Raw genomic sequence first — 26,807 nt, 5'->3', positions numbered from 1 at the left:
CTATTCCGTTCCTTTCTGTTCTTTGTTGCTTTCTTGCTCTATTAAAAAACCGCCTGTCTGCCGCTGCCATAAGTGCGCATAAATACCATTCATGGCCACCAGCTCTTCATGTGTGCCTTGCTCTGCAATTTTCCCTTGATCCAGAACAATTAAGCGGTCCATTTGCGCAATCGTCGACAGGCGGTGCGCAATGGCGATGACCGTTTTGCCATGCATCAAGTCATTTAAACTGGATTGAATGGCTGCTTCTACTTCAGAATCCAAAGCGCTGGTTGCTTCATCTAAGATGAGGATTGGTGCATCTTTTAAGAACACGCGGGCAATGGCAATACGCTGCCGCTGTCCTCCGGACAGTTTTACGCCTCGCTCACCGACATAGGCGTCATAACCGGTTTTGCCTCGCAAATCGACCAGCTGAGGAATGAACTCATCAGCTTTGGCTTTTTGCACTGCTTGATACATCTCTTGATCGGTCGCATCTGGACGGCCATATTTAATGTTTTCTTCTACAGTGCGGTGCAATAAGGACGTATCTTGTGTCACCAGAGCAATATTGCGCCTTAAGCTGTCTTGGGTAACATCTTCTATATTTTGACCGTCTATTAAAATACGGCCTTGGTCGATGGTGTAAAAACGCAATAAGAGCTGAATGAGGGTTGATTTTCCTGCGCCTGAACGGCCTACAATACCAATTTTCTCCCCAGGCTTGATAGTGATATTCAGCTGATCAAATACATTTTTAGTGCTGTAGGCAAAACTGACATTTTCAAATTTAATTTCACCTTTGCTGACCTGAAGCTCTTTGGCATCAGGCTTGTCCTGAATGCTGATTGGGCGGCCAAGGGTTTTCATGCCATCCTGAATCGTACCGATATTTTCAAAGAGTGCGGAAGTCTGCCACATAATGAATTCAGCAATACTGCTCAATTTTAAAATCATGGCCGTAGCTGCCGCGATCACGCCTAATTCAACTTGGCCCTGCATCCACAAATATACGGCCATGCCGATCACGCCGCCATATAGAACTATATTCAGAACGCTGATGCTGATGGAGTAGCGTGCGCCAAAGCGCATTTGTTTAAACACCGTGGCCATAAACTGCTGCATTGAACTTTTTGCATACTGGCTTTCACGTCCTGCATGCGCAAATAGCTTTACGGTTTGAATATTGGTGTAGGCATCGGTGACGCGGCCAGTCATGACCGCCCGGGCATCTGCCTGTTCATTGGAAATGCTGCTGAGCTTTGGAATAAAGTAGGAGGCGGAACAAATGAAAAGCGCCAGCCAGAGCATCAGCGGAATAATCAGCATTGGAGAAATAGAGGCTAGAACAAAACTGACCGTAATAAAATAAATGAAGACGTAAGCCAGCATGTCTCCTAAAATAATCCAGAATTCACGCACGGCTAAGGCTGTCTGCATGACTTTGGCGGAAAGGCGGCCAGCAAAATCGTTATGGAAAAAGTCTAAGCTTTGCTGCAGCAGCAAATTATGAAAGCGCCAGCGCAGCCGCATTGGAAAACTGCTGTACAGCATTTGATGCTTTACAATAGTTTGCAAACTGGAAAAAAATACATTGGCCAACAAAATACAGGTTAGAACAGTCAGGTTTTGGCTATGATTTTGTAAAAAATTCTCTGGCTGGCTTTGGCTTAACCAATTTACAAGATCGCCAATTTTTGCATAAAGGAATGCTTCGAAACTTGCAGCCCCAGCTGTACAAAGCACCAGCAGCAATAAATAGCGTTTTACGCCGTTGGCCGCTTGCCAGACAAAGGGGAAGAATGTTTTCGGAAGCGGTTCATTCAAGCCTTTTTCGGGGTAAGGATCTACAAGCTTTTCAAACCATTTTAGCATCAGACTTCTCTTTAATTCCTAAAAAATTCACTTCAGATCATTTGGACAGCATCCGGTATACGTTTTAACATTTAAAATAGTTCAATGCTGTACTTTTATCGCAATACGCATAACACTTTTTTGATTAGAGTACTGAAATGCTTAAATTTATGGCCTAAGTCTTCTTGCTTCTGAATCAGACTGTATTCGCGGCATCGTAAAATTGTCTTTGCCAAAGCGCAAGCCTGAATGCGAAATGAAAATACTGCTAGCCAGCAATAAATCAAAAACTGCTGAAACGTCTAGCCTCAAGTATGAATATCAGTATAACCGCATTTGCGGAACATGAAATATGGATTACGGCGCTATTGTGCAGAGTTAATGCTGCGCGATTGGCATTAAGCACACTGCCTTAGTAAATTTTATTTTCTTAAATATTGTTTTAATTCAGAGTATCATTTATTTTAATTCATAATTGAATTGCGGTTATGTGGTGATTAAGGATAAGTTATAAATAAAAAAATATAATCATATATATTATTTATAGTTTATTTTAATATTATAAGCACTGATTTAATCTATAAAATATTAATTTTTTGGCAAGTTAGGCTATTAACATAACTTAATAAGTAAAAGTTTGGTTTCTATTAAGGATTTGTTTTGTATAGCTTAATTTTGGAAAGAGTGAGTGGGGTATCATACCTAAAGCGATAAAAAACCAATGATATTTATAATACATATAAATATCTTATTCATAAAATACTTAATTTTCATGTATATTAGAGATCCATTCTTATTAAAGAATTCGGAGGGTAAAATGAAAACATTAAATTCACTATTAATTATTGAACAAATATATAATTTTGTACTTGAAAAGCCATATTTTCAATCCAAAAGCCAGTATATGCAATTACATATTTTATTTAAGGAATTACATGAGGGAGATAATATTAATTTTGAGTCAATTAAACCTCATACATTTAAAGGGGTATTTAATGGCATTGATAAAGTGATTTCTACACATACAGCACCTGCAATCGTAGAAAAGCATGCATTTATAGGGTGGCTGGCTAAGCAGCTGGAGTAAGGCAGCTAGATATTCTAGCATGCATAAAAAGCCGCAATTGATTGCGGCTTTTTATTTTATTTAAACCTTGGGCTCAGGGCTGTAATTCATAACCCGCAATGCCATGCTTAGATGCATTAGCCTTTTACCACATAAGATCATCAGGGATCACATAGGCTGCGTATGGATCTTCTTCATCTGTCGTTTGTTCATTCTGTTCTGAATTGTTGACAATAATAAAGCCTTCCAGTTTTGCATTAATACGTTCAGCCAGCGCCTTAGGTAAAAAAGCATAGCTGTCGTTTTCTTTGGCGATAACTAAGCTTCCTGCAACAAGCGCATTATAAATTTGCTGATTGATGTAAACCTTTTTGATTTTAGAATCATCAATAAACTGATAGCTGGCGTCGCCGTCGGTATTGCGGATTTTATGCTGATTGATCATTTGAACAATGGAAGCCTTCAGCTCTTTTTCATGCCGTACCGCTTTTTTCTCTTGTTCTATCGCTTGATCACGTGCTTGCTTCTGCTGCTGATCCTGAGCAATTTTCGCTTTAATTTCAGCCTCATTGCTGAGGCCAGCGCGCTGTTCATGCACAGCCTGTTTAGACAATTTTTTGGCCTTTTTGTTATCGACTAAACCCGCTTTCAGCAGTTGAGCCTGTAATGCATTTTTAACCATAAGATGTTCCAAACTAATTTTGATGATGTCGATAACGTAAATAAATACCCCAGTATAAGATGCTGAGCGTCAGGCTCAGCACGGCTGGGACAAGAAATGAGTTTAATTTTAATAAAGGATAAATCAAGCTGGCAAGAAGCCCGCCAATAAAAAATCCAATTAAAATTAAAAGATGCAAAATAATTCTTTTCGGTTCCGCTTCTAAGCCCCGCACTCGGTAGCCTAAAGCCAGCCCTAAATCCGTCAGCACACCTGATAGATGTGTAGTACGGATAATGGTTCCTTTATAGTGGCTGACCATGGCATTTTGCACACCCATGGCAACGCAGGCCCAAAGCAAGGCATAACGCGGGAAATAGGGCAGCAGCAGCCAGCATAAAAAAATAAGCAAAGCGACTAGGCTGAGGGGAATGCCATAGAGGCGGCTAAAACTGAATTGGCTATTGCCTAAAATCAGCCCACTATAAAATGAACCAATCACATAAGACAGCGTTACAAGAAAAAGATAGAGAATTGCGGCAGGCTGCCACTGAATGACAGCCATTGCCAGCATGCTGACATTGCCTGTCATATGGGAAACGGACTGGTGCAAAACGGTCACCAGTCCAAGAACGTTGATCATGCCCGCATTAATTGCGAGAAAGAAAGCACCCAGTTGAACCCAAAGGGGCAATGTATAAAAAGGCATAGCGCATTGAGTGATTAATATACGTTTATCAGTATATTATCTTAAACCACGGTCTACTGCAGCTGTAAATAATACATCAGTCGAAGAGTTCAGAGCGGTTTCTGTAGAGTCCTGCAACACGCTGATGACCATGCCGATAGCCACGACCTGCATTGCAATATCGGATGAAATGCCAAACAAACCGCAGGCTACAGGAATCAGCAATAATGAACCGCCAGCAACACCAGATGCGCCGCAAGCAGAAATCGTCGCAACAACAGATAAAATCAGCATTGTGGTGAAATCAACAGAAATGCCTAGAGTATGTACCGTCGCCAAAGTCAGTACGGTAATAGTGACTGAAGCGCCTGCCATGTTGATAGTGGCGCCCAATGGAATGGCAACGCTGGCGGTAGACTCTGGAACACCAAGGCGCTTGGCTAAGTCTAAGTTGACAGGAATGTTGGCTGCTGAACTGCGGGTAAAGAATGCTGTGATACCGCTTTCACGCAAGCATTGAAATACCAGCGGATAGGGGTTTTGACGGGTCATGAAAGCAACCATGATTGGGTTGATGACAAGCGCTACAAACAGCATGGTCCCCAGCAGTACAGCCAATAGGTGTGCATAGCTGGCTAAAGTGCTTAAGCCGGCTTCCGCAAAGGTGACAGCAACCAAGCCAAAAATACCAAATGGCGCAAAACTAATGACTAAGCGGATTACTTTATTGACAGCATCTGCCGCATCAGACAAAAAGGTTTTGGTTTGGTCTGATGCATGGCGGAATGAGATGCCCAAAGCAACAGCCCAAGCGAGGATGCCGATAAAATTAGCTTCGCTAATGGCCGTTACTGGATTAGCGACAAAACTGAGCAGCAAATTCTTTAAGATTTCTGCCAAACTGCCAGGAGGAGTCAGCTCGCCTTGTGCAGGCACATCCAAAAATAACGTACTTGGAAAAATCACACTGGTAATTACAGCGCTAAAAGCAGCCAATAACATGCCTAGCGCATACATCAGCATAATTGGCTTGATATAAGCATTGCTGCTGCCGACTTTAAAATTCGCAATTGATGACAAAACTAGAACAAATACGAGAATAGGCGCAACAGACTTAAGTGCTTTAATGAACAGATCACCAAGCAGGCTTAAATACGGCGCAGCATTTGGAAAAAGTAAAGCAGCCAATATGCCTAAAATGATGGCAATAATAATTCGGGTTACTAAACTCAAACGCGTAAAAGCAGAGAACATAGGAGAGCCTTGTCAGAATTACGGTGACAAAATATTGAAAATAAGGCGAACATTTTATACTGAAATTCTTTCAGGCTTGGGAAAAAATTGAATATAAAAAATAAGTGCTTATTTTTACGGTTGATATTTTATAAATTTGCAGCCTATTTTTTTAAATAAGACTTCACCTGTTTATATCTGATATTCAAATACTTTCGGCGACAAACTTTGAATGGCTTTGTAGTGAGTTAAATAAATCTCTCCGCTTAAATGCTTCAGCAGCTTGGATTGCTGCAGCTTATCCATGACAGGGCCTTTGACTTCTGAAAAGTGCAGCCGGATGTGCAGCTTGTTTAACTCATTATTGATATCTTCCAGCATTTCCAGCGCGCTATAGTCAATGCTGCTGACACTGGAACAGTTGAGGATGACATGCTGCAGCTGAGGGTGCTGGCTGATTTCATTAATTAAAAAGCCTTTTAATGCATTGGTATTTAAGAAGGTCAAGTTTTCATCAATACGGATGGACAAGATTTCCGGTGCTGTCACCACATGATGGCGCTGAATATTGCGGAAATGCTGTGTGCCTTCGACTAGGCCAATGACTGCCATATGCGGACGGCTGATGCGCCAAAGCATTAAAATAAAGGTGGAAATGATGCCAATAATTAAGCCAGTTGAAATATCGATAAAAAGCACACCGAGGAATGTGACCCACATGGCAATGCCATCGGCTTTAGAATAGCGCCAGGTATCTATAAACGGCTTGAAATCGACCAGTTTCCATATGGATACAATGATGGTGGCTGCCAAAATAACCAATGGCAAATCTTTAAAGAAACCTGTGAAAAATAGGGTCACAACAATAATCAGTATGGATGAGAAGACGCCGGCCATTGGCGTTTTTGCCCCTGCATCTGCATTGACCACCGTGCGGGATAGGCTGCCGGTTACAGGGAAAGCAGACGTTAAGCCGGCGCTGATATTGGCAATGCCTAAAGCGACCAGTTCCTGATTGCTATTTAAATTGCTTCTTTGCTGCAGAGCAGTTGCCTGCGCAATAGATAATGACTCGACAAAGCTGATCATGGCAATCATTGCCGCGCCCGGCATCAGCTGCAGGACTAAGTCCCAATTCCAGTGCGGAATCTGAATAGGCGGAAAACCGGAAGGAATCTCACCGACCGTCTTGATACCAATCTCTTTCAGGTCAAGTCCAGCAGTCAGTGCAATGGAAATGATGACTAAAATTAAGGGTACAGCTTTAATAATAAAGTTTGTCGAACCTATTTTGCTTCTTACCGATTGGCTATTCAGCAGTTTTGGAAAATAAATCAGAAATAAAATTGATGCAATGCCAAAAACAAGGGACGCGGCATGAGTTAAAGATAAATATTGCCAAACACTGAGCGCAAACTCTGGAATGCTGTTGCCGTTGAGCGGAACATCAACCAGAAATTTCAACTGGCCTAAAGCAATTAATAAGGCTGAGGCAATAATAAAGCTTTTAATGACGGGATGGCTAATCAGCTGTATTAAAAAACCAAAGCGAAGCATGCCTAACAGCACTGAAATAATGCCGACCATTAAGGCCAAAAGCATGGCGGCTTCAATATAAACTGGGGAACCCGCTTCAAAAAGCGGATTCAAAGTGGCAAAAGTCATCATGGATATGATGGCTACAGGGCCAATAGACAGCGTCGTGCTTCCGCCCAGTATGGCATACATGATCATTGGAATCATGCTGGCATATAATCCCATGATGGGCGGTAAGCCTGCCAGCATGGCATAAGCCATTCCTTGCGGCACAAGCATTGCGATGACAATAAGCGAAGCCAGCAAATCGGATTTAAATTTACCAGAGCTGTAGTCCTTGAGCCATTGCCATGCAGGAATAAGCTGAACAATACGCGGTTTAAAATCTGGCATAAAAAGTCTAAATCACAATTTAATATATATTATGCATAAAAAATGCTAAGAAGTCTCGATTGATGGAAATTTGATTGATGCGCCGCTGAAAATACAAGAGTATCAGGGAGAGCAGAAGGCAAGTAAAATAAGAAATAATGCTAAAATTTTTAGATGATTAAGATAAACAAAGACGTGTAATGGATAAGAAAAAAGAACAGCTGTCAGCGTTTAATTATAAGTTTCTGCTGTCAGCATATCGCCCGTAAATGGTTAAACGGTATCGAATGCTTTACCGCAATACAGGTTATACAAGGTTTGCAAAACCGTAATTAAATTCGGGTCTTTAATCGAATAATAAATCTGCTTGCCATCACGCCGAGTGGTCACTACATTGCTTTTACGCAGCATCATAAGCTGCTGAGACAGTGTAGGCTGATTAATTTGCGTAATTTGCTCAATTTGAGAGACATTTAATTCCTTTTGCGCCAAATGACATAAAATCATTAACCGGTCGGTGTTGGCCAGTGATTTTAAAACGCCGACGACTAAATCTGCGGAATCACGCATGCTGGTGATTTCTATATCACTATTCATCAAAGAGCTCCATTCTGCGGGTATAAGGCGTTTAGTATACGGTTATCGCACTTGAATACATGGAATAAATGTAAGAATTTCTATGGTTTTTAGTGAACATAATTATTATTTTTATTGATATATGTCGTAATCATGCATCAAATATTCTTATTGCGCAGTGTTGATGCGAAAAAAGTTAAAAATTGAGCAGCGCTGAAATTTCAAATACTAAATTTTACAACCGAATAATGAAATAAATGTATGATGTTCAATGTACTTTTTGATGTAAAAATATCAAGGAAAGACTCATGACAACAGATTCAGCATTTCCAGCGCCTGCAAATTTAGGCATTGCCGTATATAGCAACAATGCAGAGGCGATTGGCAACACGCCTTTAGTGCGTATTAACCGTTCAATTACCGGCGGTGCAGCTGTTTTGGCGAAAATAGAAAGCCGCAATCCAGCTTTTTCTGTGAAATGCCGTGTCGGCGCTGCTTTGATTGCAGATGCAGAAGAAAAAGGTTTGCTCAAGCCTGGAATGCATATTGTTGAACCAACCAGCGGCAATACAGGCATTGCTTTAGCATTTGTAGCGGCCGCTAAAGGTTATGATATTACATTGACCATGCCAGCGAGCATGAGTATCGAACGCCGGAAAGTTTTAAAATCCTTTGGCGCCAATTTAGTATTGACTGAGCCGGCAAAAGGCATGAAAGGCGCTGTTGATGAAGCAGTTCGTCTAGTGCAGGAGCACCCTGAGACCTATTATCTGCCGCAGCAGTTTGAAAACCCGGCAAATCCTAAAATTCATGAGCTGACCACAGGCCCTGAAATCTGGGAAGCAACCGGCGGTAAAGTGGATATATTGGTTTCCGGGGTTGGCACCGGCGGCACAATTTCCGGCATTTCTAGTTATTTTAAAAAAGTAAAAAAACAGCCGATTTATTCAGTCGCTGTAGAGCCTGCAGAATCTCCAATTATCGGACAGGCAAAACGCGGTGAAACTTTGACACCGGGACCGCATAAAATTCAAGGCATTGGCGCTAATTTTATTCCTAAAAACTTAGATTTAGAGTTAGTCGATGAAGTGGTTGCGGTTGAAAGCGCAGAAGCAATTGAATGGGCGCGTAAGACTGCGACTCATGAAGGCATTTTGGTTGGCATTTCCAGCGGTGCAGCGATGGCGGCCGCGGCAAAATTAGCCGCCCGTCCAGAAAATGCGGGCAAAACCATTGTGGTGATTTTACCGGACAGCGGTGAACGCTATTTATCTTCAGTCTTATTTGAAGATATTTCTGCGGATTAAGCGTGATTGCGCAATTGCAAGCTTGCTGTGTACAAAGATAAAAAACAGGCTATTAAAATAGCCTGTTTTTTATTGGAAAATGACTTGACCTTACCAAGGTGGGAATGTTTAAGCTGTAAGCTAAACATAAGACGAAGCACGGGGAGCAAATAATGATGTCAGTCTTATCAGAAGATAAATCGACAGTAAAAAATCAGCTCAGTTTTGATGTAGAAGGCATGACCTGCGCTTCGTGCGTAGCCCGTGTCGAAAAAGCGCTGCTGAAAGTAGACGGTATTCAGTCTGCAGCGGTAAATTTAGCCACTGAAAAGGTAACTGTCAGCAGCATGCTGCCGATTGATGCGCAAGCAGTGATTCAAGCGGTAGAAAAAACGGGTTATAAGGTGCCGGTAAAAACCTTGGAATGGCAGATAGAAGGCATGACCTGTGCATCTTGTGTTGCACGGGTAGAAAAAGCATTAAAGAAAACAACTGGTGTAGTCGATGCTTCAGTTAATTTGGCCACAGAAAAAGCCACGGTAAAAGTTTTAGATTCAACTGATATTGCGGCAGTAAAAAAAGAAGTAGAAAAAGCGGGATTTTCGATAGCCGCGCAAAATATAGAATTGGATATTGACGGCATGACCTGCGCATCTTGCGTAGCCCGGGTAGAAAAAGCACTGAAGCAAGTGAATGGCGTGCAATCTGCATCTGTAAATTTGGCTGCAGAAAAAGCATACGTGCAAGGCGGTCAATTAACCGACCTGATTGCCGCAGTCAAAAAAGCAGGCTATGACGCACGGCTGGCTCAATCATCCAATCAGACGCATGCTGAAAAAAAACAGCTGGAACAGGCCGTCTTAAAGCGGGATTTAATCATTGCTTTAGTCCTTGCGATACCAGTCTTTGTGCTGGAAATGGGGGGACACATGGTTCCTGCGTTCCATCATTTTATTCACAGCAGTATTGGTATGCAGAACAGCTGGTATATTCAGTTTGCACTGACAACACTGATTTTACTGCTGCCGGGCCGCCGTTTCTATGTGCATGGTGTGCCAGCTTTGCTGCGCGCCGCGCCAGATATGAATTCATTGGTCGCTGTGGGTACTTTCTCGGCTTATGCATTTTCCTGTGTGGCGACGTTTATGCCGCAACTGCTGCCTGCCGGTACAATACATGTTTATTATGAAGCCGCTGCCGTTATTATTGCCTTAATTTTATTGGGGCGCTATTTAGAGGCCAAAGCGAAAGGCCGCACCTCGCAAGCCATTCAGTATTTAGTTGGCATGCAGCCGAAAACGGCGCGTGTAGAACAAAACGGGCAGTATATAGAGCTGGACATCGATCAGGTTCAGGCCGGCATGCTGCTGGAAATACGCCCTGGTGAACGTGTTCCTGTAGATGGCGAAGTTATTTCTGGCTCAAGCTATATTGATGAGTCGATGATCAGCGGTGAGCCAATTCCTGTTGAAAAAACAGCAGGGCAGCCGGTGGTTGGCGGAACCGTCAATCAAAATGGCAGCCTGACTGTACGCGCAACTGCAGTCGGTCAAGATTCTGTACTGTCACAGATTATTCAGCTGGTTGAACAGGCGCAGGGCGCTAAACTGCCAATCCAAACCTTGGTTGATAAAGTGACCTTATGGTTTGTGCCTATTGTGATGCTGCTGGCGGCATTGACTTTTATTGTCTGGTATTTCATTGGGCCGGAGCCAAGTCTCACATACGCCTTAGTGAATGCAGTGGCTGTGCTGATTATTGCCTGTCCTTGCGCGATGGGTTTAGCGACGCCGACATCGATTATGGTGGGTACAGGGCGCGGTGCTGAGCTGGGCGTGCTGTTTCGAAAAGGTGAAGCTTTGCAGCTGCTGAAAGAAACTAAAGTAGTTGCCGTAGATAAAACGGGCACCTTGACTGAAGGCAAACCCAAACTGACTGATTTTCAGGTTACAGAGCGGTTTAATGAACATGAAGTTTTAAGCCTTGCCGCATCTGTGGAAGCGAAATCTGAACATCCCATAGCGCATGCCATTGTGCAGGCGGCTCAGGAATTGGGTTTGGATTTCTTAGACGTTTCAGAATTTGACTCTATTACGGGCGCGGGAATTAAAGCGCGGGTAAACGGCCAGCTAGTGCATATTGGCGCTGCGCGTTTAATGCAGGAGCTGGGGCTGAATACCGATGCATTTGCCGCAGCAGCCTCTGCTTTAGGCGAGCAAGGCAAAACGCCGCTGTATGTATCCATAGATCAGCAATTGGCCGCCATCATTGCCGTTGCCGACCCGATTAAAGAAACCACATTCAGCGCCATTCAAGCTTTGCATGATCAGGGGCTGAAAGTTGCGATGATTACGGGTGATAATCTGCATACGGCGCAGGCGATTGCAAAGCAGCTGCATATTGATGAAGTGATTGCCGAAGTCCTGCCTGACGAAAAAGTAACAGCGGTGAAAAAACTGCAGCAGGAATTTGGCTGCATCGCTTTTGTCGGCGATGGCATTAATGATGCGCCTGCTTTGGCGCAGGCGGATGTCGGGCTTGCCATTGGCACAGGAACAGATGTGGCGATTGAAGCGGCAGATGTGGTGCTGATGTCTGGAAATCTGCAGGCTGTGCCAACCGCTATTGGGCTCAGCACTGCGACCATTAACAATATCCGTCAAAACCTGTTTTGGGCTTTTGTATATAACGCCGCGTTAATTCCTGTGGCGGCTGGCGCACTGTATCCGATGTTTGGCATATTGCTGTCACCTGTTTTTGCCGCGGCTGCCATGGCGCTGTCATCAGTCTTTGTCATCAGCAATGCACTGCGCTTAAAGCGTTATCAGCCGACGTGGATGACGCAGGAGGGTTAAGATGAATATCGGGCAAGCGGCAAAGCAATCCGGCATCTCTGCTAAAATGATCCGCTATTATGAGGATATTGGCTTGCTGCCTGCATCCAAGCGGACGGATGCGGGATACCGCATGTACAGTGAAGAGGATATTAAAACGCTGAAATTTATTCAGCATTCGCGCGAATTGGGCTTTTCGACTGAACAGATGAAAGAGTTGATGGGCTTATGGAAAAACGAAGGCCGTCAAAGCGCTGAAGTCAAACAGCTGACACAAAAGCATATTGATGCGCTGAATAAGAAGATTGCCGATTTGCAGGCCATGGTCAGCGCACTGCAGCAGTCTGTAGATTGCTGTGCCGGCAATCAGCAGGCGGAATGTGAAATTTTAAATCAAATTGAACAGGGCGCTGTTCATGAAACTCTGAAGTGAACGGTGCGCAATTAAATGATGATGAACCCAGTATGCATAGGCTTGACCTTAACATCATGGGAAGCTTTATAGTCTATTCATAGTGCAATAAAAGGAAAACACCGTATGAAATTACGTATTGATGCGATGACTTGCGGCGGCTGCGCGCGCAGTGTGACAGCAACGATTAAAGACGTAGATCCGAATGCAAAAGTTGATATTGATGTTGCTGCTAAATTGGTTGAAGTCGAATCTTCTGAAGAGCAGCAAAAGATTTTAGATGCTTTAGCGGAAGACGGCTTTCCTGCGGTTCAATTGTAAGCTTCAGTTTGGCAATGAAGAAAAAGCCTAGATGATCCTAGGCTTTTTTGTGAATTCAGCAGAATCATCATTTTTATTGAGCTTACAGATGAAGATTGGTGGCTGAGTGAATCACTAAAAAACTAATTGTGCGTCGAAATTTTATCCGGTGTCATCAGCGCCTGATTCACATAAAGCTTAATCAAGCGTTCGCGTGAACCAATCGACTTCTGATAATGCGTCGAGTTGAGCAGTAGGGATGCGCCATAAGTCACTGTCCAAATATACGACAGATAATCGCGGATGGACATGATGCTGTTTGACGCTTTTAAATAACCTGCAAATAAATCTTTAATTTCTAAAATCCGCTGTTCACGGATAGCATAAAGCTCCTCAAACAATTCTTTCAATTTGCGCTCATTATTGGTTAAGCGTTCTTCAATGACATGCAGCAGAATCGTCCGGTTCGAATTGAGCATGTTGTACAGCATGTATTGCGAGACATAGGTTTTAATATCGTGATTGTACTGTTTAGAAATTTCCAATAAGCGTTGTTCATTCAAAATAATCAATTCTAAATACAGCTGGTTTTTACTTTTAAAATGCTTGTAAATTGTGCCTTTAGCAATATCCAATTCACTGGCCAATTCACTTAATGTAATATCCTGATGGTTATCAAGCAACAATGTTTCTGCCATCGCTAAAATTTTCTCTTTGCGGATTAGAAAATTTTGTTGGCGTACTGTAGTCATCTTTATAGTTCCAAATACATCAATGGAGAACGTAATTTTAGATTACGGCTTTTCTATCCCATCTAAAATAACACTAAGGTCGAGCAATATGCTCCAATTTGATTTAAAAATAAACACTCGAAAGTTATTGGAATTTTACTGTTTTTCATAAGTGATGCCGCAAAGTCAAGAAAAGTGAACCCTAGAGGTCATTTCCAGCAAATAAAATTCCATTTTTAAATTTTTTATTCTATTGTCAATGCGCACAAAAACAGCGGTTATGTCCAAGGATTCATCATTTTGAATTCGGCAGACAGGTCTTTTGATCAAGGTTTCAGGTTTTATATGTACGGTTCTATGCAAAATCAATTTGTAAGCTTAATCCGCTTTATCCAATTTTTATCTGCCCGATCGCAGTTCTAAAAAGTCAGGGACTGGATACCGAATTTCGGTCTTTTTCAGTGTTTTTTGGGTCATTCATGACGGACATTGAACACAAAATCTCACTTATTTTATTCAGTTGAAATCACCTAGCAGGTTTCACTTGGGATACTTTTATCTTTTAAAAATGCTGGCTTCATTTACCAGTCAGCATTCAATGTATAAGGGAAGCAACTATGCCAATTTATAACGCGCCGCTCAAAGACATGGACTTTATTTTAAATGATGTGTTTAAGGCAGATGAATTCTGGCAAGCCAATGAAAATCTGTCACACGTTGATATGGCGACGGCCAATGCAATTTTAGAAGAAATGGCGAAGTTTTCTAAAAATGTCATTTTGGATTTGAACCGCAGCGCAGATGAAGCGGGCGGTGCAGAATTCAATCAGGGTGAGGTTAAAACGCCAGCAGGCTTTAAAGAAGCTTTCAAACAATTTGCTGAAGGCGGCTGGGTGGGGTTAGGCGCTTCTGAAGAGTTCGGCGGCCAAGGCATGCCAAAAATGCTGACCGTTTTGGCAGATGAAATGATTTGGAGTACCAATCCGTCGTTTATGCTGTACCCGCTGTTGACCGTTGGCGCAGGCATGGCCATTAATGACCGCGCATCGCAAGAGCAAAAAGAAACGTACTTGCCAAAATTTTATACAGGGGAATGGTCTGGCACTATGTGCCTGACAGAACCGCACTCCGGCACAGATTTGGGCCTTATTAAAACCAAGGCTGAACCAAATGCAGAAGGCTCATTCAATATTAGCGGCACGAAGATTTTCATCACCAGCGGTGAACATGACTTAAGTGAAAATATTATTCATTTAGTGCTGGCAAAAACGCCAAACGCGCCTGCGGGTTCACGCGGCATTTCACTGTTTATTGTGCCGAAATTTAATGTCAATGCAGATGGTTCAATCGGCGAACGCAATGCTGTAGCAGCCGGTTCAATTGAACATAAGATGGGCATTAAAGGTTCTGCAACCTGCGTGATGAACTTTGATGGCGCAAAAGGCTTTATCGTAGGCAAAGAAAATGAAGGCCTCGCCGCCATGTTCGTGATGATGAACTATGAACGCCTGTCTATGGGCATTCAGGGCATTGGCGCTGCAGAATTTGCCTATCAGAATGCCGCGCAATATGCCACAGACCGCTTGCAGGGCCGTTCAGCCACAGGCGTTCAATCACCTGAAAAGCCGGCTGATTCTATTTTAGTGCATGGTGATGTACGCCGCATGCTGCTGAATATCCGCGCCAATAATGAAGCCTCACGCGCATTTGCTGTGTATGTGGGCCAGCAGCTGGACATTACAAAATTCTCTACAGATGAAGAGGCTGTACGTAAAGCCAATGACCGTGTTGCTTTGCTGACGCCTATTGCTAAAGCTTATTTAACGGATAAAGCGTTGGATTCTGCTTTGGAAGCGCAAATGTGCTTTGGCGGCCATGGCTATATCCGTGAATGGGGCATGGAGCAATGCATCCGTGACTTGCGTATTTCTCAGATTTACGAAGGCACCAACGGCGTTCAGGCGATTGATTTGATCGGCCGCAAAACCACGAAATGCAGCGGCGCATTTATTGCTGAATATATTGCTGACATCCGTGAATTTGCAGCTTCAATGGCAGATTCTAAAGTGAAAGCCGCTGCGGTTCAGGTGTGCAGTGACGTTGAAGACTTAACTCAATTTATTGTTGAACAGTCTAAAACAGCGCCTGATTTCAGCAATGCCGTCGCCGTAGATTACCTGCATGCAGTGGGCCTGCTCAGCTTTGTGTATATGTTTGCACGCATCAGCCAAGCGGCAGCTGCTAAACCGGAAGCGTTCTACCAAAACAAACTGGTGCTGGCAGATTATTATGTGGCCAAAGTGCTGCCGGATTTAGCCGCGCGCGCGCAGCGCATTAAAGCAGGCTCTGAATTGATTATGCAGCTGCCGGAAGAATATTTTACCGCTCAATCTTAATGTTTGAGCACATGCTTTAAAACTTGATGGAAAAGCCCGAAAAAGTGCTTACGCTTCTTGGGGCATACAAAATGTATAAAGAGGATGACATAAGAAATGATCGTAATTTTAGATGGTGTTCGCACAGCGATGGGCGGTTTTCAGGGTTCACTTTCATCATGTACAGCGCCTGATTTAGGTGCAACTGCAATTAAGGCAGCTGTAGAGCGCGCTGGCTTGCAGCCTGCAGATATTGATGAAGTGATTTTTGGCTGTGTGCTGCCTGCTGGCCTAAAGCAAGGCCCAGCGCGTCAGGCCATGCGTCAGGCTGGTTTGCCGGATTCAACTGGTGCAACAACGATTAATAAAATTTGCGGCTCTGGCATGAAAGCCGTGATGCAGGCAGCCGATGCCATTAAAGCGGGTTCTGCAGAATTTGTGGTGGCTGGCGGCATGGAATCAATGTCCAATGCGCCGTATTTGCTGGAAAAAGCCCGTGCAGGTTACCGCATGGGACATGGAAAAACTACGGATCATATGTTTCAGGAAGGCTTGGAAGATGCCGAAACGGGCCTTTCTATGGGTATTCTTGCGCAGGAAATGGCAGATCAAAAAGGCTATACCCGCGAACAGCAGGACGCATTTGCCATCAATTCATTAAATAAAGCGGTTGCTGCTATTCAAGGCGGTTTCTTTAAAGAAGAAATCACGCCTGTAACCGTAAAAACCCGTAAAGGTGAAGCAGTTGTTGATACCGATGAACAGCCTTTGAGCGCGAAACCGGAGAAAATTCCAACACTGCGCCCTGCATTCAAAAAAGACGGCACCATTACCGCAGCCAATGCCAGCTCAATTTCTGACGGCGCTTCTGCTTTGGTGATTACATCCGAAGAAATTGCAAATCAACGCGGCCTGAAACCGCTGGCAAAAGTAGCAGCTTATGCGACAAATTCACAGCATCCTTCAGAATTTACCATTGCACCGGTAGGCGCAATTGAAAAAGTGCTGCAAAAAACCGGCTGGGATGCGCAGGATGTCGATCTTTGGGAAGTGAATGAAGCCTTTGCTATGGTGACGATGCTGGCCATAGATGGCTTTAACTTAGATGAAGCTAAAGTCAATGTAAACGGCGGCGCATGTTCATTGGGTCATCCATTGGGCTCATCTGGTTCACGCATTATTGTGACGCTGATTCATGCACTAAAGCGCACAGGCGGTAAAAAAGGCATTGCGGCGCTGTGCATTGGCGGCGGTGAGGCAACAGCAATTGCGGTTGAGCTAATCTAATACAGGTTCAGGTTTATTGGCCTGAGCAATTTTTTCGTTAAGCAATAATAAAACTGTGATTTCAGCCCGCTGGGATCACTACGATAAATATTTGATTTTGAGATTTTTTATGAACGGTTTAGATCGCATTCGCTTGGTCTCTCTGCGTGACAAAGTTATGTCTGCGCAGCAGGCGATTAAATTAATTAAAGATGGTTCGGTTGTTGGCTTAAGCGGTTTTGGCGGCGCAGGCGAAGCAAAAATAGTGCCGCTGGCCTTGGCGGATTATGCAAAAGAACATCCGCTGAAAATTACCTTGGCTACGGGCGCTAGTTTGGGCAACCGTATTGATGGGCGCTTGAATGAGGCGCATGCCATTGAGCGCCGTTATCCTTATCAGGCCGATCCAGATTTGCGGAAGTCCATCAACGCGGGTGAAGTCATGTACATCGACCAGCACTTGTCTGAAATGGCAGACAACATCCGTCATCATAATTTGCCGCGTATTCATGTTGCGGTGGTTGCTGCCACAGCAATTACTGAAGATGGACAAATCATTCCAACAGGCTCATGCGGCAACTCAGCTAATTTTATTGAAATGGCTGATCATGTGATTGTGGAAATTGACAATACCATTAACCCAGTGCTGGAAGGCGTACATGATATTTATGTGCCAAAGGCGCGTCCGAACCGTGATCCTATTCCGCTGACTCAGGCCGGTGACCGCATTGGCACCATTGGCATTAACGTCAGCCCTGAAAAAATTTCTGCCATTGTTTTGAATGATGTGCCGGATACATCTTTTAAAATGGATGAGCCGGATGCAGAAACTTTAGCAATTGCGCAGCATTTGATTAGCTTTTTTGAAGGTGAAGTGGCAGCAGGGCGCTTGCCTGAAAACTTAGGCCCGCTGCAGTCGGGTGTTGGTTCTATAGCGAATGCCGTATTTTCAGGCTTTGAACATTCCAATTTCCATGATCTGGAAATGTACTCAGAAGTGCTGCAGGATTGCACTTTTCAGCTGATTGACTCAGGCAAAATGACATTTGCTTCCGGCTGTTCCATGACTTTGTCTGAACCTTGCGCTGCGCAGGTTATGGAGAATTTTGATCAATACAAAGATAAAATCATACTGCGTCCGCAGGAGCTGTCCAATAATCCTGAAATCATCCGCCGTTTGGGAATTATAGCCATCAATACAGCGCTGGAATTTGATATTTACGGAAATGTGAATTCAACCCATGTCACAGGCACTAAAATGATGAACGGCATTGGCGGTTCAGGTGACTTTACCCGGCATGCGCATATCGCTATTTTTGTCACCAAGTCGGTGGCTAAAGGCGGCGCAATTTCGTCTGTCGTGCCTATGGTCAGCCATACCGATCATACTGATCATGATGTGGATATTGTGGTGACCGAGCAGGGCTTGGCTGATTTACGCGGACTTGCACCGCGCGAACGCGCCCGTAAAGTGATTGAAGTCTGCGCGCATCCAGATTATCGTGCAGAACTGCTCAGCTATTTCGAACGCGCATGTGAAAAAGGCGGCCAGACGCCGCATATTCTTGCAGAAGCCTTGTCTTGGCATGCAAAATTTGAAGAAACAGGAACGATGAGCAGAACGGCATAAGTACGAAACTGCTCTTCATCTCTTTAGCCAGTCAGTATGGAAACTGACTGGCATTCGATTCAGCATTTCGTATTGTCAGAATCACCCCGTTTGCTGATTTAAAAAGTCACAAAAGAAAAAGAGAAGCTGCGAAAGTAAAACCAAACGTCATGCTGCTGAAACGCGGGAACAACAAGAAGCTGCTTAAGCGAAAGCGATTCATTCCTATAATGCCTGCATCGCAATATTTATAATTTAAGGCCAGCGTTTTGAAATTGATTCAATATTTTTCAGGTATTACACACTTCTGCTGCTGTTAACTGCGTGTACGAAAGCGCCAGCGCCCGATTATCAAGGCACGTGGAAAAATACCTTAGAAGACCCTAAACTTGAAAACGCATTGGTTATTGCCAAAAATGGCGAAAATTATTTAATTACCAATACATTAAAAGATAAGCAAACAGGCAAGACTGAAAAGAAAAATCCTGTGCCTGCATCAGTGGGGCAAACCGGTTTGCTTCAAGTCCATGCTGGCCCAGCTTCCGTTGATTTTGCCATTGATGGAAAAAATGGAAACTTGATCGGTTCAGGCTCAATCTATACCAAAGCAAAATAACGTTATTTATACGGGCATGAATACATCAAAAGATGCCGCGCATTGTCGTGGCGTTTTTTCCTCATCGCAATTTAATTTTTAGAATCATTTTGCGCCTCAAGATTCTAATTTTGCATCAGCTGCATTGAAAAGATTTATCTCAAAAAAACTGAGCAGAGCAGCATAATCCTGCACAAAATAATCTGCCTTGGCTTTAATTTCAGGCATTTCATGCGCTGAATATTGGTCATAAATGGCAGCAACTTCGATGCCTGCCTGACGAGCAGCCTCTATGCCAATCAGTGAATCCTCAATAATTAAGCACTCTTCCGGCTGTACATTAAAATGCTGAATGGCTTTTAAATATACTTCAGGGTGCGGTTTGATATTCTGCACATGTTCACGGGTCAAAATTAAGTTAAAGTCTTTTTCAAAATTCAGCCTGCTGTTAATGCGGGTGTTGTTCCGCTGATAGCGCTGAATATTGCTCAAGCTGGTTGTGGTTGTAATTGCAGTGTGTATACCTTGCTGAAGCAGAAGCTGCACGAAAATTTCAGCTTGCGGTTTGAGCTGAATTTCATGATCTAGAAAATAATGAGAAATGCTGTAGCGTATTGTTTTGACTTCGTCTTTGCTTAAGTGCGCAACGCCGTATCTTTCTTTTAGATAGCCACAATATTCTAGATAGGGATCTGCGCAATGTTTAATTTTTTTCAACTGTGCATCACGCTGCTGCTGGATAATATTGAAATCTTCCAGTTGACCCGATAAATCTTTAATCAGTCTGGCATCGACCTGATTCCAAACACCAACTGAATCAATCAGCGTGCCGTCTAAATCGAAACAAACTAATTTTTTATTGTGCAGCATATATAATGTCCAGCCAGAATTCAGGTCAATTATGCGTTGCTGCGCCATTTAAATAAAGCTGGCTTGCTCATAGCTGTTGCCTAAGGCTATAAGGCAATTTTCAAGCCGCACAGCAAGCGCATAAAAAATGGCTGAATAGGCGAAACTAGAATAACCGCTCTAGAAAATTTAGACCTTTCGCAGTACTATTTAAGCCTAGGACGTGTTTATCTATTGCCATTTAATGGATTAATTGCCTTAATATTTGAAAAATAGGAAATTATCTTTCGTGTTTGAACTGGACTGTAAATTACTCAGTATCTTTTTTTACGTATATAAATTTAAAAGCGTGTCTGCAGCGGCAGATCACTTAAAAATGAGCCAGCCGACGGTCAGCAATATCCTGAATAAAATTCGTCAGCATTATAACGACCCGCTTTTTTTACGCATCGGCAATGAAATGGTGCCGACAGAATTGTCCAAGCAATTATTTCCGCTGGTCAGTGAAGCGCTGAGCAAAGTCGAAATTATCAATAATTTCACGATTGATTTTGATCAAGCTATTTCCCATCAGCAGTTCACTTTGGCCATGACCGATGTTTCTCATTTGGTGCTGCTGCCAAAAATTACTCAATATTTGAAAGCCAATGCGCCGCATGTCCGCTTGAATGTCCGCCCAATCACGACAGAAACCAGTTATCAAATGGCGAATGGTGAAATTGATTTGGCGCTGGGTTTCTTGCCACATTTAGAAAATGGCTTTTACCAGCAGAAGCTGTTTGAGCAGTATTATGTGGTGATCGCGGCGAAGGATCATCCGCGGTTAACTGGCGATACCATTAGCAAAGAGCAGTATCTGAGTGAGCTGCATATTGATATTGATGCTGGAATGGGGCATTACCATATAGAAAATGAGCTGCTTAATCTTGAGTTAAAACGCGATATTTTAATGCGTTTGCCGAGCTATTTAGGCGTTGGGCTGGTTGTGCAGGATACCGATGCCATTGCCACGGTTCCTTATTATCTCAGTGAAGTTTTACTTTCACGCGGCAATTTAAAAATTTTTGAAGCGCCCATTGCATTTCCAACTTATGGTGTAAAACAGTATTGGCACATGTCTTGCCATCATAAAACCAGTCATCAATGGCTGCGCCATATGTTCCATGAAATTTTAGTGAAATAGTTGTTTTACAAGATTCAGCGTACACTTTCTGTATGAAAATGGAATTCATCATTCTGCTTGATTCAGTCCCAGCATTTGCTGGGATTTTTTAATTTTGGTGCAGTTTTATTTGGGCTGTTTTCATTTGCACTGAATTTGCGCAATAAAAATAAATTTTTAGTATTACAAATGTATAAAATCGTAATACCTATCTGGCACGCCATTTGCATTTACCTATTTAGATATAAAGTGATCTAGGGTTCCGGCAGTATTTTTATTTTAAACATACTGCGGCTGTGACCGAGAGTTCACGGCTCAATTGAGCTACACGGAGGGATAAAAGCCCGGGAGGTTGAAAACTTAACCTTAGAGAGGTCATACAACATGGGCGGCTTTCATAATAATCAAATACTTTGGACTGAGCTTTTGCCGGGCGGGCATCATTGGTCTGGACGGATTCACAAAGGCGCTGTTTTACAGTTTAAAGCGCTAAGTGAGAATGCCAATGTTTCACTGTTCTGTGTCAATGCGGAAGATAAATTAGAACGCTACAACATGCCTGACAGTTTAAAAGGTCAGCATACTGCCTATCTCACGGCAGGCAATGTGCTGTATTCAGACTTGGGCCGGGCAATGGCATCGATTGTTCAAGATGATCACGCTTGGAGCGATACGTTCTGCGGTGCCAGCCGGCCTGAGCAAATTGCAAAACAATTTGGCATATGCGCTTTTCAGGATGCGCGCAATGAGATGTATCAAAGCGGCCTGGATGGCCTGTTAGTCGAAATGGCTAAATTTGCACTCAGCCAAACCGATTTAAGCGCTACCGTAAATTTATTTTCCAAAGTGACGCCGAATGATGCAGGCGAACTCTCTTATGTCCTATCAGACAATACAGATCAAGTGATTGAACTGCGCTTTGAGATGGATTGCTTAGTATTTTTGTCTGCAGCGCCGCATGGCCTAGATTGCAGTGATGCTTATACGCCATCGGGTATTCAATTGGCTTTATTCAAAGCCAATGCTTTAGGGGAGAGTGACATCTGCCGTGATTCTTGTCCGCAAAATCAGCGCGCATTTCAAAACAATGCCCGTTACTACGCACTTTCAAATATCTAAAGCAGGAACAAGATCATGACAGTTTTAACCCATTTTGTAAAAAATCAGTTTGAAACAGCCGTATTGAACGAAGTATGTCCTGCTGGCGAGTCTTGGATGTGTGAAGTAAAAAAAGGCCAGTATTTCCGCATTATTGACCTTGAAGGCAATCAGGCCGTCGATACCTTATTTATCTCTGCAGAAAACCCAGAAGAGCGTTACAGTGCAACTGATACATTGGCCATCAATCAGCAAATTTACCTTGAAAAAGGCACGATGCTGTACAGCAACTTTGGTCGGCCGATTGCCGTGATTAATGATGACAACTGCGGCCGTCATGACACTTTAGGCGGCGCGTGCTCATGTGAAAGCAACACGGTCCGCTATGTGCATGACAAGTATCCGATGCACAGCTGCCGCAACAATTTTATGTATGCTTTGGCCAAAAATCCTGTCGCGCAAAAACATGGCTTAAATGTGCGCCACATTGGCCCGAATATTAATTTTTTTATGAATGTGCCTGTGACAGCAGAAGGCGCTTTGAAATTTGATGACGGCATTTCTGCGCCGGGTAAATTTGTGGAAATCCAAGCCGAAATGGATCTGATTGTGCTGATTTCCAACTGCCCGCAACTGAACAATCCATGCAGCGGCTATAACCCGACACCGATTCAATTGGTGGTGCATGAAGGCATGGAGGCATAAGCAATGACAATGTTAACCAAAGTTTTAATCGCCAACCGCGGCGCCATTGCCTGCCGCGTCATCCGAAGCCTAAAAAAACTAGGTATTCAATCTGTCGCTATGTATTCAGAAGCGGACCGTGATTCGCTGCATGTCACTTTGGCCGATGAAGCGGTTTATATTGGCGAAGCGCCTGCCAGCCAAAGCTATTTAAATGTAGAGAAAATCTTAGCTGTTGCCAAGCAAACTGGCGCGCAAGCGATTCATCCGGGCTATGGCTTCTTATCTGAAAATGCAGAATTCTGTGATCTGTGCGAAGCGCAAGGCATTGCTTTTATTGGCCCAAACTCGAAACAAATGCGTGAATTTGGCTTAAAACATACGGCGCGCGAGCTGGCTATTCAAGCTGATGTACCATTGCTTCCGGGCAGCGGTTTATTGGCGGATGAAGCTGAAGCGTTAACTGAAGCTGCACGGATTGGCTATCCAGTCATGCTGAAAAGTACCGCAGGGGGCGGCGGCATTGGCATGCGATTGGTGTGGAATGAAATGGAGCTGAAAGATGCCTATGCCACGGTGTCTTATTTGGCGCAAGCCAACTTTAAAGATGCAGGTCTGTACTTAGAGAAATTTGTGCAAAATGCGCGCCATATTGAAGTACAGATTTTTGGTGATGGCCACGGTTTAGTTTTGGCACTTGGCGAGCGGGATTGTTCTGTACAGCGCCGCAACCAAAAAGTCATTGAGGAAACACCTGCACCGCATTTAAACGCTGCACAGCGTGAATACATTCAAAGCATTGCCATTCAGCTGATGCAATCGGTGAATTACCGTTCGGCAGGGACTGTTGAATTTGTCATGGATACCGACACGCAAGACTTTTATTTCCTGGAAGTGAACACCCGTCTGCAAGTCGAGCATGGTGTAACTGAACAAGTTTACGGTGTAGATTTGGTGGAATGGATGGTGACATTGGCTGCAGGTACATGGACTGCGCCGACTACAGAGTTAATCTCTCAAGGTCATTCCATTCAAGTGCGTTTATATGCAGAAGACCCGATTAAAAACTTTCAGCCAAGTGCAGGTTTGCTGACTTTTGTTGGGTTTGATGACAATGCGCGGAATGAAACATGGGTAGAAACAGGCTCAAATGTATCGTCATTCTATGACCCGATGATTGCCAAAATCATTGTCACAGCGGATGATCGTCAATCAGCGATTCAAGCCATGACAAATACTTTGGCAAAAACGCAAGTGGCAGGCATTGAAACCAATCTGGAATATCTGCAAAACATTATTGACTGTGATGTTTTTAAAGCGGGTATGCAAACCACACGTTTTTTAAATACCTTTGAATGGAAAGCCCAAAAGATTGAAGTCTTGCAAGCAGGCATTCAAACAGCCGTGCAAGATGTCACAGGCCGTTTGGGCTACTGGGATGTCGGCGTACCGCCATCCGGCGCAATTGATCCATTGTCACTCAATACGGCGAATCAGCTTTTAGGCAATGCTCCAAATACCGCAGGCCTCGAATGTACGCTGCAAGGGCCTAGTTTAAAATTCCATTGCGACAGTCAAATTGTACTGGCTGGCGGTGATATGCCTTCGACCTTGGATGGTGTGGCTGTACCGATGTGGCAAACACTGAATGTACGCAAAGGTCAAATCTTAAAATGCGGCAAAATCACCACAGGCTGCCGTACCTATATTGCGATTAAAGGCGGCTTAAATGTGCCGGAATATTTAGGTTCACAAGCGACATTTACCTTAGGGCAATTTGGCGGTCATGCAGGGCGTAATTTATTGATTGGCGATATGCTGCCAATCACGGCATTTACATCTGATGAAGCCAAAGCGCTTGTACCTGAGCAAATTCCGATATTCAGTCATGAATGGGAAATGGCAGTGATGTATGGCCCGCACGGCGCGCCTGATTTTTTCACTAAGCAAGATATTGATACTTTCTTTGCGAATGAGTTTGAAATTCACTTTAACTCAAGCCGCACAGGCATTCGCCTGATTGGCCCTAAACCTGAGTGGGCGCGCATTGACGGCGGTGAAGCCGGGCTGCATCCATCCAATATTCATGACAATGCCTATGCCATTGGTGCAATTGATTTCACGGGCGATATGCCCATTATTCTCGGGCCAGATGGCCCAAGCTTAGGCGGTTTTGTCTGTCCTGCGGTGGTGATTCATTCTGAACTTTGGAAACTTGGCCAGCTAAAAGCAGGCGATAAAGTTAAATTTATTCCAGTGAGTTATAGCCAAGCGAAAACATTGAATGAAAAATATCATGCCATGTTGGATGCGGCTGATTGTTCAAGTGTGAAATTTGATGAAGCATTTTCGGCTGAAACGTCAACACTTGAAAATGCAGTGCTAGATACCTTGAAAGGTTTAAATGGCGCGCCGGATGTGTTGTACCGTCCTGCGGGCAATAACTACATGCTGGTGGAATATGGCGAGCTGGTGCTTGACTTAAACCTGCGTTTCCGTATTCATGCCTTAATGCAGTGGATGAAAGAACAGAATATTCAAGGCATCATTGACCTGACGCCGGGCATTCGCTCATTACAGATTCATTTTGATTCGACCCAGCTTGATCAATTGGATTTATTGCGTCTGCTGCAAGTGGCGGAAGAACGTTTGCCAGATGTGACGGAAATGCAAGTGCCTTCACGTACCGTATATTTACCGCTGGCATGGGAAGATTCTCAAACACAGCTTGCGACCGACCGCTATATGCAAACGGTGCGCCCTGATGCGCCGTGGTGTCCGGACAATATCGAGTTTATCCGCCGTATCAATGGCTTAAAAGACAAACAAGCCGTGAAAAATGTGGTTTATGACGCAAGTTATTTGGTCATGGGCTTGGGCGATGTGTATTTGGGTGCACCTGTAGCGACACCGCTGGATCCGCGTCAGCGTTTAGTGACCACAAAATATAACCCTGCACGGACATGGACACCTGAAAATGCGGTCGGCATTGGCGGCGCCTATATGTGCGTGTATGGCATGGAAGGTCCAGGCGGTTATCAGTTTGTGGGCCGTACTACACAAATGTGGAGCCGCTACCGCAAAAACCCTGATTTTGAACAAGGCATGCCGTGGTTGCTGCGTTTCTTTGATCAAATTAAGTTTTATGAAGTGACTGAAACTGAACTGATGCAAATGCGTGAGGACTTTAAAGCAGGCCGCTTAAAACTGCGCATTGAAGAAGGTGTATTGAATCTTAAAGAATACAATGATTTCCTCACTGAAAATGCAGAATCTATTTCGGCATTCAAGGTGGTTCAACAAGCGAATTTTGATGCAGAACGCCACCGTTGGCATGAGGCTGGTTTGGCTGAATATGTGTCTGAAAGCCTAGATGCAGTGGATGATGGTGAAGGCGTAGAGATTCCGGATGGCGGTTGTGCGGTTGAATCTCACATGCCGGGTTCAATTTGGAAAATTGAATGTGCATCAGGTGATATTGTGGAAGAAGGCGCAACGCTGGCGGTGATTGAAGCGATGAAAATTGAAATCCCGATTATTGCGCCTGAGCGTATGCGTGTAGATGCGATTACGATTGAAAAAGGGCAAACGGTGAAAACGGGGCAGGTATTGTTTACGTTGGCGCCAGTGGCTTGATG

Annotated in this window: 21 protein-coding genes, 1 pseudogene and 1 riboswitch; of the genes and pseudogenes, 14 read left to right on the top strand and 8 right to left on the bottom strand. The window is 43.8% G+C overall.

Translation table 11 applies throughout. The features are described 5' to 3' along the window. Entirely contained in the window at positions 1-1,857 is a 1,857-nt protein-coding gene (locus OKC24_RS10965) for an ABC transporter ATP-binding protein (protein ID WP_130146889.1), read from the bottom strand. Positions 1,858-2,653: 796 nt separating this feature from the next. Here OKC24_RS10965 and OKC24_RS10960 point away from each other — a divergent pair. Continuing rightward, positions 2,654-2,923 carry a hypothetical protein gene (locus OKC24_RS10960; protein WP_130146891.1) on the top strand — a complete coding sequence of 90 codons (270 nt, stop codon included), beginning with the start codon at positions 2,654-2,656 and terminating at the stop codon, positions 2,921-2,923. A gap of 124 nt (positions 2,924-3,047) precedes the next feature. Here OKC24_RS10960 and OKC24_RS10955 read toward each other — a convergent pair whose 3' ends face one another. From OKC24_RS10955 to OKC24_RS10935, 5 genes are all read right to left on the bottom strand, one after another. Next, positions 3,048-3,584 (bottom strand): DUF2058 domain-containing protein, encoded by a 537-nt coding sequence (locus tag OKC24_RS10955; protein ID WP_130146893.1) that lies wholly within the window; start codon positions 3,582-3,584, stop codon positions 3,048-3,050. Positions 3,585-3,597: 13 nt separating this feature from the next. Beyond that, complete coding sequence (locus OKC24_RS10950) at positions 3,598-4,272, bottom strand: YoaK family protein (protein WP_130146895.1); 675 nt, start codon at positions 4,270-4,272, stop codon at positions 3,598-3,600. Positions 4,273-4,308: 36 nt separating this feature from the next. Then, positions 4,309-5,505, bottom strand: coding sequence for a serine/threonine transporter SstT (gene sstT / locus OKC24_RS10945; RefSeq protein ID WP_130146897.1), 1,197 nt, complete (start codon positions 5,503-5,505; stop codon positions 4,309-4,311). Positions 5,506-5,676: 171 nt separating this feature from the next. Then, positions 5,677-7,413: a SulP family inorganic anion transporter gene (locus tag OKC24_RS10940; protein WP_130146899.1), complete on the bottom strand. Its 1,737-nt coding sequence runs from the start codon at positions 7,411-7,413 to the stop codon at positions 5,677-5,679. Between the two features lie 252 nt (positions 7,414-7,665). After that, entirely contained in the window at positions 7,666-7,989 is a 324-nt protein-coding gene (locus OKC24_RS10935; protein WP_130146901.1) for an ArsR/SmtB family transcription factor, read from the bottom strand. 287 nt (positions 7,990-8,276) lie between these two features. On the opposite strand from OKC24_RS10935, the gene cysK reads away from it, so the two are divergent. The 5 genes and pseudogenes from cysK (at position 8,277) to OKC24_RS10915 (ending at position 12,821) form a co-directional block, all read left to right on the top strand. Further along, on the top strand, positions 8,277-9,275 hold the full coding sequence (cysK, locus tag OKC24_RS10930) for a cysteine synthase A (RefSeq protein ID WP_131275662.1): 999 nt from the start codon (positions 8,277-8,279) through the stop codon (positions 9,273-9,275). Between the two features lie 152 nt (positions 9,276-9,427). Next, a pseudogene (locus OKC24_RS20110) lies at positions 9,428-9,601 on the top strand (cation transporter); the annotation flags it as partial. Next, complete coding sequence (locus OKC24_RS10925; RefSeq protein WP_438800939.1) at positions 9,602-12,109, top strand: heavy metal translocating P-type ATPase; 2,508 nt, start codon at positions 9,602-9,604, stop codon at positions 12,107-12,109. A 1-nt stretch (position 12,110) separates the two neighbouring features. Beyond that, a complete protein-coding gene (cueR, locus tag OKC24_RS10920) occupies positions 12,111-12,521 on the top strand; it encodes a Cu(I)-responsive transcriptional regulator (RefSeq protein ID WP_130146907.1) in 411 nt (136 codons plus the stop codon). A 105-nt stretch (positions 12,522-12,626) separates the two neighbouring features. Next, entirely contained in the window at positions 12,627-12,821 is a 195-nt protein-coding gene (locus OKC24_RS10915; protein ID WP_130146909.1) for a heavy-metal-associated domain-containing protein, read from the top strand. Positions 12,822-12,943: 122 nt separating this feature from the next. On the opposite strand, the gene OKC24_RS10910 is transcribed toward OKC24_RS10915, so the two are convergent. Further along, positions 12,944-13,552 carry a TetR/AcrR family transcriptional regulator gene (locus tag OKC24_RS10910; RefSeq protein WP_130146911.1) on the bottom strand — a complete coding sequence of 203 codons (609 nt, stop codon included), beginning with the start codon at positions 13,550-13,552 and terminating at the stop codon, positions 12,944-12,946. Between the two features lie 596 nt (positions 13,553-14,148). Between OKC24_RS10910 and OKC24_RS10905 the strand changes: the two genes are divergently transcribed. From OKC24_RS10905 to OKC24_RS10890, 4 genes are all read left to right on the top strand, one after another. Next, positions 14,149-15,927, top strand: coding sequence for an acyl-CoA dehydrogenase C-terminal domain-containing protein (locus tag OKC24_RS10905; protein WP_131275664.1), 1,779 nt, complete (start codon positions 14,149-14,151; stop codon positions 15,925-15,927). Positions 15,928-16,023: 96 nt separating this feature from the next. Further along, positions 16,024-17,193 carry a thiolase family protein gene (locus OKC24_RS10900; protein ID WP_265465080.1) on the top strand — a complete coding sequence of 390 codons (1,170 nt, stop codon included), beginning with the start codon at positions 16,024-16,026 and terminating at the stop codon, positions 17,191-17,193. A gap of 109 nt (positions 17,194-17,302) precedes the next feature. After that, the gene (scpC, locus tag OKC24_RS10895; protein ID WP_130146917.1) at positions 17,303-18,802 is read left to right on the top strand and encodes a succinyl-CoA:acetate CoA-transferase ScpC; all 1,500 of its coding nucleotides are present in this window, start codon (positions 17,303-17,305) and stop codon (positions 18,800-18,802) included. 379 nt (positions 18,803-19,181) lie between these two features. Continuing rightward, entirely contained in the window at positions 19,182-19,397 is a 216-nt protein-coding gene (locus OKC24_RS10890; protein ID WP_228257612.1) for a hypothetical protein, read from the top strand. Between the two features lie 96 nt (positions 19,398-19,493). On the opposite strand, the gene OKC24_RS10885 is transcribed toward OKC24_RS10890, so the two are convergent. Next, positions 19,494-20,246 carry an HAD family hydrolase gene (locus tag OKC24_RS10885; protein ID WP_130147007.1) on the bottom strand — a complete coding sequence of 251 codons (753 nt, stop codon included), beginning with the start codon at positions 20,244-20,246 and terminating at the stop codon, positions 19,494-19,496. Positions 20,247-20,514: 268 nt separating this feature from the next. Here OKC24_RS10885 and OKC24_RS10880 point away from each other — a divergent pair, with 268 nt between their 5' ends. From OKC24_RS10880 to uca, 4 genes are all read left to right on the top strand, one after another. Continuing rightward, positions 20,515-21,408, top strand: coding sequence for a LysR family transcriptional regulator (locus OKC24_RS10880; RefSeq protein ID WP_005009761.1), 894 nt, complete (start codon positions 20,515-20,517; stop codon positions 21,406-21,408). Positions 21,409-21,630: 222 nt separating this feature from the next. Next, positions 21,631-21,740, top strand: a riboswitch (guanidine-I (ykkC/yxkD leader). Between the two features lie 31 nt (positions 21,741-21,771). After that, on the top strand, positions 21,772-22,506 hold the full coding sequence (locus tag OKC24_RS10875) for an urea amidolyase associated protein UAAP1 (RefSeq protein ID WP_131275666.1): 735 nt from the start codon (positions 21,772-21,774) through the stop codon (positions 22,504-22,506). 15 nt (positions 22,507-22,521) lie between these two features. Next, positions 22,522-23,190, top strand: a complete 669-nt coding sequence (locus OKC24_RS10870; protein ID WP_131275667.1) for an urea amidolyase associated protein UAAP2 — start codon at positions 22,522-22,524, stop codon at positions 23,188-23,190. Positions 23,191-23,199: 9 nt separating this feature from the next. Beyond that, positions 23,200-26,805, top strand: a complete 3,606-nt coding sequence (gene uca / locus OKC24_RS10865) for an urea carboxylase (protein WP_131275794.1) — start codon at positions 23,200-23,202, stop codon at positions 26,803-26,805. Positions 26,806-26,807: the final 2 nt, after the last annotated feature.

This window comes from Acinetobacter entericus (assembly GCF_026168575.1).
Taxonomy (GTDB): domain Bacteria; phylum Pseudomonadota; class Gammaproteobacteria; order Pseudomonadales; family Moraxellaceae; genus Acinetobacter; species Acinetobacter bouvetii.
Note: the sequence above shows the minus strand (reverse complement) of the source record. Positions and strands in the feature narration are given on the sequence as shown.

What these genes read in the sequence shown, in the direction of transcription:
- OKC24_RS10960 (WP_130146891.1), top strand. Translation starts at nt 2,654, where the DNA reads ATGAAAACATTAAATTCACTATTAATTATTGAACAAATATATAATTTT.
- OKC24_RS10900 (WP_265465080.1), top strand. Translation starts at nt 16,024, where the DNA reads ATGATCGTAATTTTAGATGGTGTTCGCACAGCGATGGGCGGTTTTCAG.
- OKC24_RS10905 (WP_131275664.1), top strand. Translation starts at nt 14,149, where the DNA reads ATGCCAATTTATAACGCGCCGCTCAAAGACATGGACTTTATTTTAAAT.
- OKC24_RS10925 (WP_438800939.1), top strand. Translation starts at nt 9,602, where the DNA reads ATGCTGCCGATTGATGCGCAAGCAGTGATTCAAGCGGTAGAAAAAACG.
- OKC24_RS10955 (WP_130146893.1), bottom strand. Translation starts at nt 3,584, where the DNA reads ATGGTTAAAAATGCATTACAGGCTCAACTGCTGAAAGCGGGTTTAGTC.
- scpC (WP_130146917.1), top strand. Translation starts at nt 17,303, where the DNA reads ATGAACGGTTTAGATCGCATTCGCTTGGTCTCTCTGCGTGACAAAGTT.
- sstT (WP_130146897.1), bottom strand. Translation starts at nt 5,505, where the DNA reads ATGTTCTCTGCTTTTACGCGTTTGAGTTTAGTAACCCGAATTATTATT.
- OKC24_RS10875 (WP_131275666.1), top strand. Translation starts at nt 21,772, where the DNA reads ATGGGCGGCTTTCATAATAATCAAATACTTTGGACTGAGCTTTTGCCG.
- OKC24_RS10935 (WP_130146901.1), bottom strand. Translation starts at nt 7,989, where the DNA reads ATGAATAGTGATATAGAAATCACCAGCATGCGTGATTCCGCAGATTTA.
- OKC24_RS10965 (WP_130146889.1), bottom strand. Translation starts at nt 1,857, where the DNA reads ATGCTAAAATGGTTTGAAAAGCTTGTAGATCCTTACCCCGAAAAAGGC.
- OKC24_RS10950 (WP_130146895.1), bottom strand. Translation starts at nt 4,272, where the DNA reads ATGCCTTTTTATACATTGCCCCTTTGGGTTCAACTGGGTGCTTTCTTT.
- OKC24_RS10915 (WP_130146909.1), top strand. Translation starts at nt 12,627, where the DNA reads ATGAAATTACGTATTGATGCGATGACTTGCGGCGGCTGCGCGCGCAGT.
- cueR (WP_130146907.1), top strand. Translation starts at nt 12,111, where the DNA reads ATGAATATCGGGCAAGCGGCAAAGCAATCCGGCATCTCTGCTAAAATG.
- OKC24_RS10940 (WP_130146899.1), bottom strand. Translation starts at nt 7,413, where the DNA reads ATGCCAGATTTTAAACCGCGTATTGTTCAGCTTATTCCTGCATGGCAA.
- cysK (WP_131275662.1), top strand. Translation starts at nt 8,277, where the DNA reads ATGACAACAGATTCAGCATTTCCAGCGCCTGCAAATTTAGGCATTGCC.
- OKC24_RS10910 (WP_130146911.1), bottom strand. Translation starts at nt 13,552, where the DNA reads ATGACTACAGTACGCCAACAAAATTTTCTAATCCGCAAAGAGAAAATT.
- uca (WP_131275794.1), top strand. Translation starts at nt 23,200, where the DNA reads ATGTTAACCAAAGTTTTAATCGCCAACCGCGGCGCCATTGCCTGCCGC.
- OKC24_RS10870 (WP_131275667.1), top strand. Translation starts at nt 22,522, where the DNA reads ATGACAGTTTTAACCCATTTTGTAAAAAATCAGTTTGAAACAGCCGTA.
- OKC24_RS10885 (WP_130147007.1), bottom strand. Translation starts at nt 20,246, where the DNA reads ATGCTGCACAATAAAAAATTAGTTTGTTTCGATTTAGACGGCACGCTG.